We start from the raw sequence: 15,813 nt of genomic DNA, 5'->3' as shown, positions 1-15,813 counted from the left end.
TAGTCTTTGTTCAAGTCATTTCGAATTGGCGAGATATTACCAGTATGTCCAATTTCCTGTTCGCACAATCCACACCCCGAGAAGGCCGTTGGTGACGGCATGCGCGAGGATGGAAGTCCACAGGCTGCGTTGTTTCATGTACAACAGGGAATAGGCGGCGCCGGCGACCATCCCGGCCAGCCACAGGTTATGCTCAAATCCAAACAGCACGACCCCGATCACAAAACTTTTGAGGCTTATTTGCGCTGGATCAAGCAATTGGAAATGATCCGAATCGATCCAGCGCATCAGGAAGGAACGCCAGAACAGTTCTTCCATGAGCGGGACCACCAGGGCGGCGCCGGCGATGCGCACGGCCACCATCAGCCAGTCGACCTGGCCGTCGGTGGTGGGATTGAAGCCATCGGGCGCGCCGATGATCATCCAGCTGGCGTTCAGGCTGACCCACAGCACCAGCACCAGCACGCCGGTGGCAATGGCGACGGCGACAGCCAGCGGGCCCGCATCCCAGCGGTGCAATTCGGTGTAGTCGCGCCAGAACCAGGCCAGGGTGGCCAGGACGGCGCCGATCTTGAGCGCGTACATCCAGCGCAGCGCCTGGAGGTCCACGCCCAGGCGGGCCAGCACATCGACCGCGATGATGAAGGAGATATAAACCAGGAAAGGCAGGATGCGGGACCATGCCGCGCGGCTGAACATCGGAACGTTGGCAGCGGCAGGCGCCGTCAGGTCGTGTTGTTCATTGCGTTCGGACATGGTTCTTCATCTGCCAGGCATGCTGCCTGCTCCTGTTTATGCGTTGGTGATCATCCCTTTGAACGGGCTTCGATCAGTTCCCATTTTTCCAGCGCATCGCTCAGAAGCTGATCGATGTCGGCAAAGCGCGTATTGAGGCGCTTGGCGTCGGCTGGGTTGGTCCTGTAAAAGTCCGGTGCATTGAGTTGCTGCGTGATGGCCGATTGCTCGTCCTCCAGGCTGGCTATCAATAATGGCAGCTCTTCGAGCTCGCGCTGTTCCTTGTTACTTAATTTTACCTTTTTGGCAACGGGAACGCCAGGAGTTGTTGCAGTAACTTTAACAGGGACCTTGGCCGCCGGCGCCGGGCTCTGGGATTTCACGCGTTCCCAGTCGGTGTAGCCGCCGACGAACTCGCGCCACATGCCCTCGCCTTCGGCGACGACCACCTGGGTGACGACATTGTCGAGGAAGGTACGATCGTGGCTGACCAGGAACACGGTGCCGGTGTAGTCTTCCAACAACTCTTCGAGCAATTCGAGGGTGTCGATGTCCAGATCGTTGGTCGGTTCATCGAGCACCAGGCAGTTGGCCGGCTTGGCGAACAGGCGCGCCAGCAGCAGTCGGTTGCGTTCGCCGCCGGAGAGCGACTTGACCGGCGAACGGGCGCGTTCCGGCGCGAACAGGAAGTCGTTCAGGTAGGTCATGACGTGCTTGCGCGCGCCGTTGACCTCGACCCAGTCGCTGCCCGGGGCGATGGTTTCCATCAGGTTCGCCTCCTCGTTGAGCTGGGCGCGCATCTGGTCGAAATACGCGACCTGCAGCTTGGTGCCGAGGCGGACCGAACCGCTGTCGGCCTGTTCTTCGCCGAGGATCATTTTCAGCAAGGTGGTCTTGCCGGCGCCGTTGGCGCCGATCAGGCCAACCTTGTCGCCGCGCATGATGGTGCCGCTGAAGTCCTTGACGATGACTTTGTCGCCGTAGGACTTGTTGACGTTTTCCAGGTCCGCCACGATCTTGCCCGAGCGTTCGCCCGAGGACACTTCGAGCTTGACCTGGCCTTGCTGGTCGCGGCGGGCGGCGCGCAAGAGGCGCAGCGCTTCCAGGCGGCGCACGCGGCCTTCGTCGCGCACGCGGCGCGCCTTGACGCCCTTGCGGATCCAGACTTCTTCCTGGGCCAGGAATTTATCGAACTTGGCCGCTTCGACTTCTTCGACCTCCAGCTGTTCGGCCTTGCGCGTCTGGTAGGCGGTGAAATTGCCCGGGTAAGACAGCAGCTTGCCGCGATCGAGTTCGATGATGCGGGTGGCGACGTTATCGAGGAAACTACGATCGTGGGTGATGAACAGGACCGAGCCCTTGAAGTCGCGCAGCAAGCTTTCCAGCCACAGGATGGAGCGGAAGTCGAGGTGATTGGTCGGCTCGTCGAGCAGTAGCACGTCGGGCGCGGAAACCAGGGCCACGGCCAGGGCGACGCGCTTTTGCATCCCGCCCGACAAGGTGCCCATGAGCGACTCGCCCGCCAGGCTCAAGCGGTCGAGGGTGGTGTCGACCTTGTTTTGCATGCTCCAGCCATCGGTCGCATCGAGCTGCACTTGCAGTTCGTGCATGCGCTCCATCAGCGCATCATCGTCGCCCTGGCCGAACTGGCCGGTCAATTCTTCGTATTCGGCCAGCATGGCGGCCTGGCCGCCCATGCCGGCGGCGACCGCGTCGAACACCGACATGGCGGGATCGAAGGTCGGCTCCTGCTCGACATAGGCGATTTTGATGCCTTGTTGCATGACCAACAGGCCGTCATCGAGCTTGAATTTGCCCGAGATGGTTTTCAGCAGCGAGGACTTGCCGGTGCCGTTGCGCCCGATCAAGCCGACGCGCTCGGTGGTTTCAAGGGAAAATTCCGCGTGATCGAGCAACGCGACGTGGCCGAACGCAAGTTGCGCCGACGAGAGAGAAATGACAGCCATAGAGGATAAGTGCGCAGGCAGGAAAACCGGCCGGATGAATGAATGAAGCACGCATTGTACCGACTTGGGACAGCGATCACCCAATTTGCGCCATTTAGGGCACAAACCTCGGCTATAATTGCGGTCGATTCACGACACCGGGCCGGCCAAGGCGGGCGCCGATCGCCGAATCACAGCGTCCTCTCCGTAGCACAATGGATAGTGCACATGCCTCCTAAGCGTGGGATACAAGTTCGATTCTTGTCGGAGGGACCAGTCTTGCAGGCCGTGCAACGCGGCATCATGACACGAGCATGGCGACAACGGCTTGCGCCAAGGACAACATCACGCCAACTACACTGGCGCTGAAAAACCAGACCAACATCCTTTTGACGACCTTCGCGTGCGCTTGCGCCTCATGCCGGCCCAAGAACCAGGTACGCGTGAATTGCGTATCGCGGCCGATGACGAAAAAAAAGACGGGCACGAAAAAAAAGACGGCGGCAGCGCCGAGAAAGCCCACGTTGCCGGCAATAACAGACTGCGCATGGAGGTCCTGCCAAGCCTCGATGCTCACCATGCCGATGGCGCACCAGGCGCCGGCAAGCGCGGCTGTACGATAGTTGGGGATAACATTCATGCGGGACTCCATTGGAGAGCATACCGACGCCACATATTTGGGCATTTTTTCATAAAAGCAACATTTTAGCAGGCCGGATGGGCCGGGCTGAATTGCCGTGGCCACAATAGACCGGCTGTCGACGACATTCTCGCCATATATTGCATGGCGAGGAGGCAGTCAGTGGCAAGGGTAAGCGCGATCCATCAATAGCAGGTCCGTGCCGGAAAGACGGTCGAGGTGTTCGAACAGCCTCTGACGCGCGTGTTCATGGGTACTGTGCAGCGATGCCGCCAGCATCAGTTCTGCCTGCGGCAAGTAAAGGCCGAAGGCGATCTGGTCGGTAGGCGCGGCCCGGGGCGCACGGCTGGCACGGTGGCCGAAGCGCACTGTGGCGGCGTCAGCGGCGACCAGCCGTAGACCATGCCAGCGAGCGATGAGGCCAGCCTGCTCAAGCCAGTCGTTCAGGCCAGGCAAGGCGCTGGCGGCAAGTTTGGCGCGTGCTTTCGCGAACGCTTGCTCAGACACGTGACGCACCAGCTCTGCGAAACGGCAATGCTGTCAAGCATTTTTTATCACAATTTGGCGTGAATAGATTGGCCAGTTCCGGCGCTTAAGCTGGGTGGATTGCCTTACGACCGTGCGGGTTAGCAACCCGTTGCCTTCGACCTCTCAGCCATGCTACCGGTGATCTGGAATGCAAAAAGCCCACCACCTTTCGGTGCGGGCTTTTTGCTTTGATGTCATCTACGTACAGCCAAGCAAGCGTAGCACGCGATAACCGCAACCCTAAAGTCCGTCAAGAAAATTTATGGGCCGAGTATTGCAGAATTTTTTGTTCGCGATCGCATGCGTTAGACGGGTTGATTATTCCAGGAAAACCAACGCAGCATTGTCCATGCGCGCAAACCACTCCCGGCGCAGCAAGCTCCACAGAACCGGGCAGCACCACCGACAGCAGCTCGACCAAGCGTGATCGCCGCCAGGTTGGCAAAGCTGGCAACGGGATGGCCCGGTTCGAGTCAACTCGCCTTGCGGCGACGCGCTACAGAGCCGATGGCGAACAGACCCGCGCCCAGCATGAGCCATGTCTGCGGTTCCGGTACGGCAGTGACGCTCCATTTAACATCGGGCGTCCAGTTGCCGCCACCGTAGTACGGCTCGTTCGAACCAGAGTGGACGGAAAAGCCGTAGCCCACTCCCGTGTGCAGCATTTCACTCATAGAAAAATCGCCGCCATCATAATACGAGTAATGGATAGAAAACTCCGGTGCCCGGCCAGGTGTCCATGCAAAGCTATCGATCGTGCAGCCGCTGCACTTAACGTAGTCCTTGAAACTATACTTGAGGGACACCAGCTCCGACGTGTCGAACTTTCCGTTGGCGTCCAGGTCGTTCACGATGAAACTACCTCGGAGGGTGGCGTCTTTAGGATAGCCGTACTCCAAGAAGCCGCCGGTGAAACTCCAATCATAGGTTTTCACAGCAGCATGGGCGGGAACGAGACAAAGCGCGGTGGCGGCTGCGCATAAGAAGTGACGGATCATTTTGGTTTCCGGTCAAAATTGTTATGGAAATAACATCATACAAGATTTCCTACATAGTGAAGCCCTCCCTTGTCAGGCCGACGCAATGCTTATGCGCAGGTAAATGTTGCGATGGCAGCAACTGATGAACTTGACGCACGCGGCTGCCGAAACGGCAGGCAAGGTCTCCGGACGTGACGCAGACGCACGCGATGCCGCACGGTTCGATCAGCCAACATTGAAACTGAGAAACGTATTCGGCGCCCGAGACATCGAGGGATATGGTGGGCGCTGCGGTGAGCCCTCAGCGAGATCTTGTGCCTTAATTTCCAAGTCATGCAAGGCGTCCATCACCGCCAAATGCAGCGCGTGAAGCCGGTTGTACACCGTCACTTCGCTACAGTGTAATTCGGCCGCGATACGCTCACTGTCATCGAGCCCGCCAGGTAAACCCAAAACGCAACGTCGTACTGCGCCGCCGCTTTCTGGCGGATCTCGATGATGATCGCCTCGATCTCCAATGCCGCCGCCGATTCGGTGATCGGGCCTGCGCCGCCAGTTCCACGAATCTGGACCAGGTCGCAATAGTTCGACTTCGATGGATACCCCATGCCGCTATCGGTCTCGCGCCGGATCGCTGCCACCAGGTCCTGGGGCGTGTTCCCGGCAATCTGCTTGGCCGTCAGCACTTAAGAAGTTGGGCATCCGTCATCGCGACGCTCGCCAGACCAGACACTCGTTCGCCACCATGTGTCTGCACGCCGGCATGAACCCCGCCTAGGTATCGGCGCAGATGGGACACGTCAACCCGCGAATGTTCTTCGAGGTCTACGCCAAGTGGATGAACGGCGCCGCGAGCGCCAGGGAAAACGCCAAGCTGAGCGCGTTGTTCGCCAAGCCGAGAGCGGCAAAAGCGTCGTAGGCGTTTTGTGAAAAATTTTGTGACAATGGTATCCGAATTGCCGCAATCAAGCATACGTCCTACTGGGGGACGTTGCTGCTAACAATGCCTAAATGTGCCTTCCACAAATTCGATTCTTGTCGGAGGAACCATTTTTCAGCCTGTACGTTCCCGCCTGGCTTATTCAGCCCGCCTCAAACACACTTGAATGCAATCTCGGCCGATGAGGTGCGTGCAAACGGAATGGCGTTCTTGCCCTCGCCGCTGATCAGTTCGAGCGTTTTGCCGTTTTTGGCGCAGAAAGCCACACCCTCCTGTATCAGATCGGCCTTGACCGTGGCGCCCGAGACGAACATGCCGCCGCCACTGGTTTTGGCAATCATATAGGTATCCTTGCCGGTTTGAACCGGACCGGAGGAGGCGCAACCGGCCAGGAAGGCAGCCGTTACGATGAAAATCAGGGATGTGCGCATGACGTCTTTCGGGAGAACATCGATGGCCTCGCGGCCAAACGAATGGATGTAGGGCGCTGGAAATTGCGGGCAAGCACACCCACACTTCCAACAATATTTCATTTTGGAAATATGTATTGTATCTCAAGATAGCCGCTGGTGGCAGACGCGCTGGCTCGCTTGAAACCATGCAAGCCGGGCCCAGGCCAGCCATGCAACCAGGTTCCGACGCCGTTCAAAAAACACGCTGCGCGAGCGTACCGGCAAGCGCCTGTCCACGTAGCCGCTGCGGCAGTGCGCCGTCTTGTCATGTGCAGGGCGAAGGCCCGCTTCCCCTCAGCCCGGCGCGCGCAAAGGGACAAAACGCTTCCACAGCTTGCGCAACTTGCCGTCGCCCTGCCCGCCGCGCCCTGCCAGGTAGCCGCGTATAAATGCGCTGCCATCCCTGAGACTGGCATCTGCCTCGCTTAACTGCGCCAGCAAGCCGCCGGCCACGCTGGCATCGTTCATCAAGCCCAGTTCATCCTGCAAGCTGGCCAGCGCCCTGACGTACGGGCGCACGGTTTTACGCGGATAGAGCGAAGCGAAAAATTCGGCGGCGTAGCGGGTTTTCTTGGCGGCGATACGGACCCGGTGGCGCGCCTCGGGATCGGCATGCTTCAGTTTGCGGCCGCGCTTGAGCAGGCGTTGCTGGTCCTTTTCGAGGATAGCTTTGGCAAAGTCGGCGATGCGCATCTTGAGACGCACCCGGTCCGCCGGCAACTGCATGGCGCGCCAGCCGCGCTCGTCCAGCCAGCGCTCCAGGTGGCCAATCAGGTCCTGGTAGCGCTCGGACGCGACCGCTTCGGCAGCGACGGCATGCAGCGCGTTGGCCCTGCCGGCGGCGGCCAGTTGCACCGGCACCAGCGGCGCCAGCGCATCGACGCTGGCGCGAATCGCCGGCAAGGTCGAGCCGGCCAACACATCCCAGTCGCGCGCCGGTCCCAGTTGCGCCACCAGCCAGTCGAGCTCCTGGCGCAGCGCCACGGGCAGGCTGAGCACCTCATCGAACATGCCGAGCGCCGAGCGCAGGCGGCGCAGGCCGACCCGCATCTGGTGCAGGCTCTCGACATCGTGGTACTTGATGACCCCGGCTTCGTTGGCTTCGATCTGGTCGAGGCAATTGCGCATGATGGCCTGGAAGGCTTTCTCGACATTCATGCGCGGCGAGAGCTTGAGCGCGTGCGCCTTCACTGCCTTGGGCGTGGTGGGAAATCTGACTGCGGTATCCATATGGAACGTTCCTCCTTCAAGACATTGTGCGCGGAAACGCCATGCGACGCCATTTCGTTACCGCAGCAAAAGTCTATTCAGGACGGCTGCTTGCGCGTCGACACAATATTGTGCAGCGCCGCCGCCGGCTTGGCGGGCGCGGCCGGCTTGCCGTTGTCGGGGCGTGGCATCCGTTCGATCAGCACATGGCGCGAGGCGCCGACCGTGGACACGCCCAGTTCCTCGAAAGCCTCCATCGCGGCCAGCAAAATGGTTTGCTGGATATCCATGTAGCGACCGTAGGAAGGATCGAGCACATGGAACACCACATCGAACTCGAGCGCTTCCTGGGTCACGCTTTTCAGGTGTACGCGGTCGTAGCGCACGCCTTCCTGGCGTTCGATGATGGCGCGCAGCACGCCCGGCACCTGGGCCGCCTGGGCCCGGGTGGTCGAGGGATTGGCGCGCAGCGAAAACTGCACGCGCCGGGTCGACATGCGCTTGAAGTTGCGCAAGGTATTTTTCAGCAGTTCGGCGTTGGCGATCACGATCTGCTCGCCGCTGTCGGAGCGGATGCGGGTCGTTTTCAGGCCCACGTGTTCGACATTGCCGGAGAACCCGGCCACGCTGATCGCATCGCCTACTTCGAACGGCTTGTCGACGGCGATCGACAGCGAGGCGAACAGGTCGCCCAGCACATTTTGCACCGCCAGCGCGACGGCAATGCCGCCGATGCCCAGGCTGGCCACCAGGGTCGACACATCGATGCCCACGTTCGACAGCACCGCCAGTAAAAACACCACCCACAACACGGTTTTCAGCACCCACACCATGAGCGTATTGGCCACGGTGGCGGGCGCGTCCGGCGCACTGGCGCGGCTGCGGAAATAGCGCTGCGCGCCGACGCTGAGCGCGCGGTCCAGATACAGCGCCAACTGGGCGCCGAGGGCGATGAACCACAGGTGGCGTACGCGCTCGTCCCACGGCGCGCCGAGGTCGAGCACGGTCAGCCCCAACAGCAGCGCGGTGACCATCAGCGCCAGTTTGCTGGTGCGCGCCAGGGTCGCCTTGAGCAATTCGGCGGCGGGCCGGTCGGCCCTTCCCTGCTCGCTCAGCCTGGCCAAGTGACGGCGGAACAGGACTACGGCGCCGTGCAGGATGACATAGCTGCCCACGGCCACGGCTGCCGCCAGCAGCCAGTTGGTGGGGTCGATCCCGGCCAGCGGGGAGGTAAACGTGCGCATATCCAAATGTGGTCTCCTTCGAATGCGATGGTCGGCTGGTAGCAAGCCGCCCGAAAGCCGCAGCCTACAAGCTCAGCATGAATGTTGTCGCACATTTCGGTAAAGAAACCCCCAGCACCGGTGCCTCCGGTGCCCCGGCGCAGTCACGCGTGATCGCCCTTCCGCGCCCTGACCTTCCCCCTGATCAGCCAGAACACCAGCACCGTGCCGGCCAGGATCACCGGCAGCAACATCGCCGCGCCCACCAAGTCAAGCCACTTCGAGCCTGGCTGCGATGCCGCCCGCCAACACCACCTTCGGCGTGTCCAACAACAGCAGCGCCATCGCCAGCAAAAACAGCCCGACGGCCGGCGCGCCAGCACAGCCAGCCGCCAAGTGCGCTGGCCAGCGGCTCCGGGGCGAGCAGGAGCGGCCGAGTCATACCATTGTTCAACTGGGTCCCGGTGCTTCCCACGACAGGGACGGTGCACGAGACGCCGGGGCTGCGGGCGATGCTGCGGGTTGCCCCGGCACAGGCGCTACAGAAGAGGCGGGAGGCAGGCGCGCAGCGAGACTGCCAACTTGACTATTCAGGTGATAAAAGGCCCCGGCAACGCCAAGCATCGCGGTGGCGGTAAACCCCACAAACCACATCATTGCCCTCATCAAGCTACGGTGCACTTCCTTGCCCAGCTCCTTCATTTCTGCGCGCAGACTCGAACCCAATTCACTGATTTCCTTGCGCAACCCTGTACCCAATGCGCTGGTTTCTCCACGCAACCCGGTGCCCAACGCGCTGGTTTCCCCACGCAATTCAGTGCCCAGCACGTTGATTTTTTCATGCAGTCCGTTGATTCTTTCATGCAGTCCGGTGCCCAACGCGCTGGTTTCTCCACGCAATTCAGTACCCAGCCCGCTGATTCTTTCATGCAGCCCAGTGCCCAATGCGCTGGTTTCCGCACGCAATTCAGTACCCAGCCCGCTGATTCTTTCATGCAGCCCGGTGCCCAACGCGCTGATTTCTCCACGCAATTCGGTGCCCAACGCACTGGTTTCTCCACGCAGCTCGGTGCTCGAACCGCCTATTTTCTCAACCAGCTCGGATCGCATCTTTTCCAGATCCAGGCGCAGCTCGCCCATGTCGGCCTTGGTCGCCAACGTCGGCAAAATGGTATCGAAACGCGTTTCCAGCGCGGTGAGGCGGCGTTCGGTGCCGCCATCGTACGGCGGTCCGCCACCGCCCGCACCGGGCGCACGTTTGTTGTCAGGCTTCGATGGCCCGCTTGGCACGGCATTCATTGTCATCTACCTTCCCCGGCTGTTACGGCACACGCCGCGCCATCAAGTGTAGGCGCGTGCGATTGCCGTCATGACGCTTTTCAGAGGCGCTTTGTCGTGAATCAGACAAGGGAAGAACGAGGGGAACCAATTCAAAAAACAGGAAGCTCAGCGCTGCGCGGGCGGCAAAGTAGCAGGTAACGGTTGTTGTCGTTGCTGTAGTTGCTGTCGTAGTTGTTGATGCGCCACACGCTCGTTGGCCAATTGACTCCGCGCTTCGGCAAGCTCTTCGGCAAGCTTTTTCTGTTGATCGAGGCACATATTACCTAAAAGCATTATCCCGATAAACACGATGATAAGTATGACCGTCAGCCCTTTCATCACGATCCCCACCGGGTCGAAACGCGATTGATCCTGGTCGGCCTTGGGCGCCGAACAGCAACAGCTACATCGTTCGAACGGTGTCGGATGCGGGTCCATGCAGCCATCATACGGCGTCCCGCATACACCCGCAACGGACGCACGATTGGCGTCGGATGCGCGGTCTATCCGCCTGCCGTTGCTGCATGCGCGGCATGCGCCGCGCTACCGGGCTCAGGCCGGCACGATCGCCGTGACCTCGATTTCCACGCGCGCCCGGTCCTCGATCAAGCCGGCCACCTGCACCGCCGTCATGGCCGGAAAATGCCTGCCGATCACCTCGCGATACGCCGCCCCGACTTCCTTGTGCGCACCCAGATATTCATGCTTATCGAGCACGTACCACGTCATGCGTACGATATGCTCCGGCCGCGCGCCGGCCTCGGCCAGCACGTCGACCACATTCTGCAGCGCTTGCCTGACCTGTCCGGCGAAGTCATCCGTGTGAAATACGCCCTGCCCGTCCCAGCCGATCATGCCGCTCACGCACACCGTGCGTCCGCTGGCCGCCACCCCGTTCGAATAGCCGCGCGCGCGCGCCCAGCCCGGCGGTTGAAGAAATTCCATGCTATGCCTTCCCTTCCAGCGCCGGCGCCGCTTCGCGCAGCAGCTCGCGCGCAATGATCAACTGCTGCACTTCGGTGGCGCCCTCGTAAATGCGCAGCGCCCGGATTTCGCGGTACAGCCGCTCCACCGGATGTTCGCTGACCACGCCCATCCCGCCGAACATCTGCAGCGCCGCGTCGATGACTTTCTGCGCCGTTTCGGTGGCCGTCATCTTGGCCATCGCCGCCTCCTTGGTGACCTTGCGGCCCTGGTCGCGCTGCCACGCCGCCCGGTACGTCAGCAGCGCCGCCGCGTCGATCCCGGTCGCCATCTCGGCCAGCTTGGCCTGCGTGAGCTGGAAGTCGGCCAGCGTTTGCCCGAACATCTTGCGCGTGCTGGCATGCGCGATCGCCTCGTCGAACGCGCGCCGCGCAAAGCCCAGCGCCGCCGCCGCGACCGAGGTGCGGAACACATCGAGCGTCGCCATCGCCACCTTGAAGCCCTGCCCCGCTTCGCCCAGGCGCTGCGTGCCAGGTACGCGGCAGCCATCGAAGCGCAAGCGCGCCAGCGGATGCGGGGCGATCACCTCGATCCGTTCGGCCACCGACAAGCCCGGCGTATCGGCATCGACGATAAACGCGCTGATGCCGCGCGCGCCGGGCGCCTCGCCGGTGCGCGCAAACACCACGTAAAAGTCGGCGATGCCGCCATTCGAAATCCAGGTCTTCTCGCCAGTCAAGACATACCCGTCGCCGTCCGGCACGGCCGCGCACTGCAGCGCCGCCACGTCCGAGCCGGCCTGCGGCTCCGACAGCGCAAAGGCCGCAATCGCCTCGCCCCGCGCCACGCGCGGCAGGTAGCGCTCCTTGTTGGCGACACTGCCGAACAGCGAAATCGCGCCCGATCCCAGGCCCTGCATGGCGAACGCAAAGTCGGCCAGGCCATCGTGGCGGGCCAGCGTTTCGCGGATCAGGCAAATGGCGCGCGTGTCGATCGCGCCCACCGCGTGATCGAGCCAGCCGCCATCGCCCAACTGGCGCACCAGCGTGCGGCAAACGCCGTCGACATCGCGTCCGTGGGTGGCATTGATGTTGGCGCCGGCCCAGGCATCGAGCGCCTGCTCCAGCGCGCCGTGCGCGGGTTCGAAAAACGGCCAGTCCAGGTAGGTTTTGTCAGCCATCTCAATCTCCCTCGAACACAGGCCGCTGTTTGGCCACGAAAGCGTGATAGGCGCGATGAAAGTCGTTGGTCGCCATGCAGATGGCCTGGGCCTGCGCTTCCGCCTCGATGGCTTCGTCCACGCCCATGTTCCACTCCTGTTGCAGCATTTTCTTGGTCATGCCATGCGCGAAGGTCGGCCCGGTAGCGAGCGACGCGGCCAGCGCCTGCGCGTCGGCCAGCAGCGTTTCGGGCTCGCTGACGCTGTTGAAAAAGCCCCAGCGTTCGGCCTCGATGCCCGACATCGAGCGCCCCGTATACAGCAGTTCGGCGGCGCGGCCCTGCCCGATCACGCGCGGCAGCAGCGCGCAGGCGCCCATGTCGCAGCCGGCCAGGCCGACCCGCGTGAACAAAAACGCCGTCTTGCTGCGCGCAGTCCCCAGCCGCAGGTCGGACGACAGCGCCAGGATCGCGCCGGCGCCGGCGCAGATGCCATCGACCGCGCTGATCACCGGCTGCGGGCAGGCGCGCATCGCCTTGACCAGGTCCCCCGTCATGCGCGTGAACGCCAACAGGCCGGGCATGTCGAGCTGCGTCAACGGCCCGATGATATCGTGCACATCGCCGCCCGAACAAAAATTCTCGCCCGCCCCGGTGATGACCACCGCCTTCACATCGTCGGCATACGCCAGCGCGCGAAACAGGTCGCGCAGCTCGGCGTAGGAGTCGAAGGTGAGCGGATTCTTGCGCTCCGGGCGGTTCAGGGTCAGGGTCGCCACCGCGCCCTCGACCTCGAAACGGAAATGACTGGCCTGGTACGACGCCAGCGCGCTGCGGTTGCCGGGCAGTTGCTGTGCCTGGCCTGGAAGGTAACGCATGGTATTCCTTATTGAAGATGCTGTTTCATTTGCGAGAGCAGCGCGATGAGCCGCCCTTTATCGTCGGGCGATATATCCTTGAGCAGGTCGGCGATCCACTCCTCGTGCACCACCGCCATCCTGGCGAAGGCGATGTGCCCTTCGCGCGTGAGTTTGACGCTGTAGGCGCGCCGGTCTTTCGGGTCGGGCACGCGCACCACCAGCGCTTCCTGTTCCAGCTGGTCGGTGATGCCGGTGATGTTCCCGCCGGTGACCATCATGCGCTTGGACAGCTCGCCCATGCGCAGCCCGTCCGGATGGCGCTCCAGCTGCGCCATCAAGTCGAAGCGCGGCAGGGTGATGTCGAAGGTCGTGCGCAGGCGGCTGCGGATTTCGTTTTCGATGCGCACCGTGCACGAGAGCATGCGCAGCCACAGTTTGAGCGACTGGTGATGGTCTTGCGTCAGGCGGCTGGCCAGGTCCAGCCCAGCACCGCTGTTGTCTTGAGTGATCTCGTCCATCAACCCTCCAGCAGCCTGGCCGCGACCTGCTGCGGGGTTATGCCGGCGCCCGCGGCGGCCAACTGGCGTTCGCGTTCCAGGTTGCGTTCCAGCTGCTGCTTGGCGGGCCGGTACGGCTTGGGCCACGCGATCGCCGAAAAACCGATCTTCGCCGTCTCGCTCAATGTCCACGCCGGGTTGGCCAGGTGCGGCCGCCCCACCGCGCACAAGTCGGCGCGGCCGGCGGCGATGATGCTGTTGGCGTGATCGGCCTCGAAAATCGAGCCGACCGCCATCGTCGGGATCTTCGCTTCATTGCGCACGCGGTCCGCAAACGGGGTCTGGAACATGCGCCCGTACACCGGCTTTTCGCGCTTGCTCACCTGCCCCGACGAGCAGTCGATCATGTCGGCGCCGGCTTCCTTGAACAGGCGCGCGATCAGCACCGCGTCAATGGGCGTGATGCCGCCCTCAACCCAGTCGTGCGCCGAGATGCGCACGCTGATCGGTTTGTCCACCGGCCAGGCGGCGCGCACCGCCCGGAACACCCGCAACGGATAGCGGCAGCGGTTTTCCAGCGTGCCGCCGAAGTCGTCGTCGCGCCGGTTGGTCAGCGGCGAGATGAACGACGACAGCAGGTAGCCGTGCGCGCAGTGCAGCTCCAGCCAGTCGAAACCCGCATCGGCTGCCGCCCGCGTGGCCCGCACAAAATCGGCTTCGATGCGGTCCATGTCCTCGACCGTGGCGGCGCGCGCTGTCTGCGAGACGCCTTCCAGGTACTGTTCATCGGACGCCGCCACCAGCGGCCAGTTGCCGTTCTCGAGCGGCTGGTCGATTCCGTCCCACATGGCACGGGTCGATCCTTTCGGTCCCGCGTGGCCCAGTTGCAGCGCAATCTTGGCGTCCGAACCGGCATGCACGAAGTCGACGATGCGCTTCCACGCCGCCGTGTGCTCCGGGGCGTACATGCCGGGGCAGTTCGGGGTAATGCGCGCATCGGCCGACACGCACGTCATCTCGGCAAATACCAGAGCCGCGCCACCCAGCGCGCGCGCGCCAAGGTGCACCAGGTGATAGTCGCCAGCCACGCCGTCGACCGCCGAATACTGCGCCATGGGCGAGACCACGATGCGGTTCTTCAGCGTCACGCCGCGCAGCTTGAAGGGCGTGAGCATCGGCGGCACGCGCGCGCCAAGCGGCGCCTCGACGCCAGCCTGCTCGCAGGCGCGGCGCGCGATCCAGGCTTCGAAACCGGCGATGTACTCCGGGTCGCGCAGGCGCAGGTTTTCGTGCGACAGGCGCTGGCTGCGCGTGAGCATCGAGTACGCGAACTGCGGCGCCTCCATGGCGGTGTAGCGCTCCACGTTCTCGAACCATTCCATCGAATTGCGCGCAGCGCTTTGCAGCTTGAGCACTTCGACCGCGCGCACTTCCTGGTAGGCCGCCAGCGCCTGCGCCGCACCGGCGTGCGCGCCGAAGCAGCGCGCCAGCTCGATCGCGTCTTCCAGCGCCAGCTTGGTGCCGGAACCGATCGAGTAGTGCGCCGAGTGGGCGGCGTCGCCCATCAGCACAACAGGTACAGACCCATTCCAATGCACCCACTGCGCGCACACCACGCGCGGAAAGGTGATCCACATGCTTGAACCGCGCAGGTGCGGCGAATTGGACATCAGCGCATGCCCGTCCAGCTGGTCGGCAAACAGGCGCTCGCAGTAGGCAATGCTCTCTTCCTGGGTCATCTGGTCAAGGCCGGCGCGGCGCCACACGTCTTCGGGCGTCTCGATAATGAAGGTCGAGGTGTCGCCATCGTACTGATAGATATGCGCCTGGAACCAGCCGTGCTCCGTCTCCTTGAAGGCGAAGGTGAACGCATCGAACTTCTTGCGCGTGCCGAGCCACACGAAGCGGCAGCGGCGCGCCTCGATCTCGGGTTGATAGGTGGCGGCGTAGCGCTTGCGGGTACGGCTGTTCAAGCCGTCCGACGCGATCACCAGGTCGGCGCCGTATTGGGCGGCCAGCGCCTGGTCGTCATCGACGTCGCTCTCGAAGACCAAGCGCACGCCCAGCTCCTCGCAGCGCTGCTGCAGGATGTTGAGCAAGCGCTTGCGCCCGATCCCGCAAAAGCCATGCCCGCCCGAAGTGACTTTTTCGTCCTTGAAGAAAATGTCGATATTGTCCCAGTGATTGAACGACTGCAGGATCGCGCGCGCGGTCAGTTCATCGGCGTTCACCAGGTTGCCCAAGGTCTGGTCCGAAAACACCACGCCCCAGCCGAAGGTATCGTACGGGCGGTTGCGTTCGACCACGGTGATCTGGTGCGACGGGTCCTGCTTTTTCATGAGCAGGCTGAAATACAGTCCGGCGGGGCCGCCGCCGATACATACAATATTCATGGGCTTGG

16 protein-coding genes, 1 tRNA gene and 1 pseudogene are annotated in these 15,813 nt (G+C 62.5%); 1 reads left to right on the top strand and 17 read right to left on the bottom strand.

Annotation, left to right across the window (positions count from 1 at the left end; translation table 11 throughout):
- Window positions 1–36 precede the first annotated feature (36 nt).
- Both F0185_RS22895 and F0185_RS22890 read right to left on the bottom strand, forming a co-directional pair.
- Window positions 37–756: a CAAX prenyl protease-related protein gene (locus tag F0185_RS22895; RefSeq protein ID WP_223164557.1), complete on the bottom strand. Its 720-nt coding sequence runs from the start codon at window positions 754–756 to the stop codon at window positions 37–39.
- Window positions 757–806: 50 nt separating this feature from the next.
- Entirely contained in the window at window positions 807–2,702 is a 1,896-nt protein-coding gene (locus F0185_RS22890) for an ATP-binding cassette domain-containing protein (protein ID WP_167228378.1), read from the bottom strand.
- A gap of 180 nt (window positions 2,703–2,882) precedes the next feature.
- On the opposite strand from F0185_RS22890, the gene F0185_RS22885 reads away from it, so the two are divergent.
- A tRNA-Arg gene (locus F0185_RS22885) sits at window positions 2,883–2,957 on the top strand.
- Window positions 2,958–2,982: 25 nt separating this feature from the next.
- Here the strand turns inward: F0185_RS22885 and F0185_RS22880 are convergent.
- From F0185_RS22880 to F0185_RS22815, 15 genes and pseudogenes are all read right to left on the bottom strand, one after another.
- Window positions 2,983–3,321 (bottom strand): hypothetical protein, encoded by a 339-nt coding sequence (locus tag F0185_RS22880; protein ID WP_167228376.1) that lies wholly within the window; start codon window positions 3,319–3,321, stop codon window positions 2,983–2,985.
- A gap of 159 nt (window positions 3,322–3,480) precedes the next feature.
- Window positions 3,481–3,828 (bottom strand): hypothetical protein, encoded by a 348-nt coding sequence (locus F0185_RS22875; protein ID WP_167228375.1) that lies wholly within the window; start codon window positions 3,826–3,828, stop codon window positions 3,481–3,483.
- Between the two features lie 494 nt (window positions 3,829–4,322).
- Window positions 4,323–4,418 (bottom strand): annotated as a pseudogene (locus F0185_RS35590) (PEP-CTERM sorting domain-containing protein); the annotation flags it as partial.
- Window positions 4,419–5,215: 797 nt separating this feature from the next.
- Entirely contained in the window at window positions 5,216–5,515 is a 300-nt protein-coding gene (locus tag F0185_RS22865; protein WP_167228371.1) for a hypothetical protein, read from the bottom strand.
- Between the two features lie 406 nt (window positions 5,516–5,921).
- On the bottom strand, window positions 5,922–6,200 hold the full coding sequence (locus F0185_RS22860; protein WP_167228369.1) for a hypothetical protein: 279 nt from the start codon (window positions 6,198–6,200) through the stop codon (window positions 5,922–5,924).
- Between the two features lie 315 nt (window positions 6,201–6,515).
- A complete protein-coding gene (locus F0185_RS22855; protein WP_167228367.1) occupies window positions 6,516–7,451 on the bottom strand; it encodes a CHAD domain-containing protein in 936 nt (311 codons plus the stop codon).
- Between the two features lie 77 nt (window positions 7,452–7,528).
- Window positions 7,529–8,674 (bottom strand): mechanosensitive ion channel family protein, encoded by a 1,146-nt coding sequence (locus F0185_RS22850; protein ID WP_229477149.1) that lies wholly within the window; start codon window positions 8,672–8,674, stop codon window positions 7,529–7,531.
- 249 nt (window positions 8,675–8,923) lie between these two features.
- Window positions 8,924–9,049: a hypothetical protein gene (locus tag F0185_RS35210; protein WP_267876021.1), complete on the bottom strand. Its 126-nt coding sequence runs from the start codon at window positions 9,047–9,049 to the stop codon at window positions 8,924–8,926.
- Window positions 9,050–9,103: 54 nt separating this feature from the next.
- Window positions 9,104–9,958 (bottom strand): apolipoprotein A1/A4/E family protein, encoded by an 855-nt coding sequence (locus tag F0185_RS22845; RefSeq protein ID WP_167228366.1) that lies wholly within the window; start codon window positions 9,956–9,958, stop codon window positions 9,104–9,106.
- 141 nt (window positions 9,959–10,099) lie between these two features.
- Entirely contained in the window at window positions 10,100–10,411 is a 312-nt protein-coding gene (locus tag F0185_RS22840) for a hypothetical protein (RefSeq protein WP_167228364.1), read from the bottom strand.
- 114 nt (window positions 10,412–10,525) lie between these two features.
- A complete protein-coding gene (locus F0185_RS22835) occupies window positions 10,526–10,918 on the bottom strand; it encodes a RidA family protein (protein ID WP_167228362.1) in 393 nt (130 codons plus the stop codon).
- Between the two features lies 1 nt (window position 10,919).
- Window positions 10,920–12,077: an acyl-CoA dehydrogenase family protein gene (locus F0185_RS22830; RefSeq protein WP_167228360.1), complete on the bottom strand. Its 1,158-nt coding sequence runs from the start codon at window positions 12,075–12,077 to the stop codon at window positions 10,920–10,922.
- A gap of 1 nt (window position 12,078) precedes the next feature.
- Window positions 12,079–12,933 carry an enoyl-CoA hydratase family protein gene (locus tag F0185_RS22825; protein WP_167228358.1) on the bottom strand — a complete coding sequence of 285 codons (855 nt, stop codon included), beginning with the start codon at window positions 12,931–12,933 and terminating at the stop codon, window positions 12,079–12,081.
- A gap of 8 nt (window positions 12,934–12,941) precedes the next feature.
- On the bottom strand, window positions 12,942–13,433 hold the full coding sequence (locus F0185_RS22820; RefSeq protein ID WP_167228356.1) for a MarR family winged helix-turn-helix transcriptional regulator: 492 nt from the start codon (window positions 13,431–13,433) through the stop codon (window positions 12,942–12,944).
- Window positions 13,433–15,805, bottom strand: coding sequence for a bifunctional salicylyl-CoA 5-hydroxylase/oxidoreductase (locus F0185_RS22815; protein WP_167228354.1), 2,373 nt, complete (start codon window positions 15,803–15,805; stop codon window positions 13,433–13,435). The genes F0185_RS22820 and F0185_RS22815 overlap by 1 nt, the downstream gene beginning before the upstream one ends.
- Between the last annotated feature and the right edge of the window lie 8 nt (window positions 15,806–15,813).

It is taken from the genome of Massilia rubra (assembly GCF_011682065.1).
GTDB classification, from domain to species: domain Bacteria; phylum Pseudomonadota; class Gammaproteobacteria; order Burkholderiales; family Burkholderiaceae_D; genus Telluria_A; species Telluria_A rubra.
Note: the sequence above shows the minus strand (reverse complement) of the source record. Positions and strands in the feature narration are given on the sequence as shown.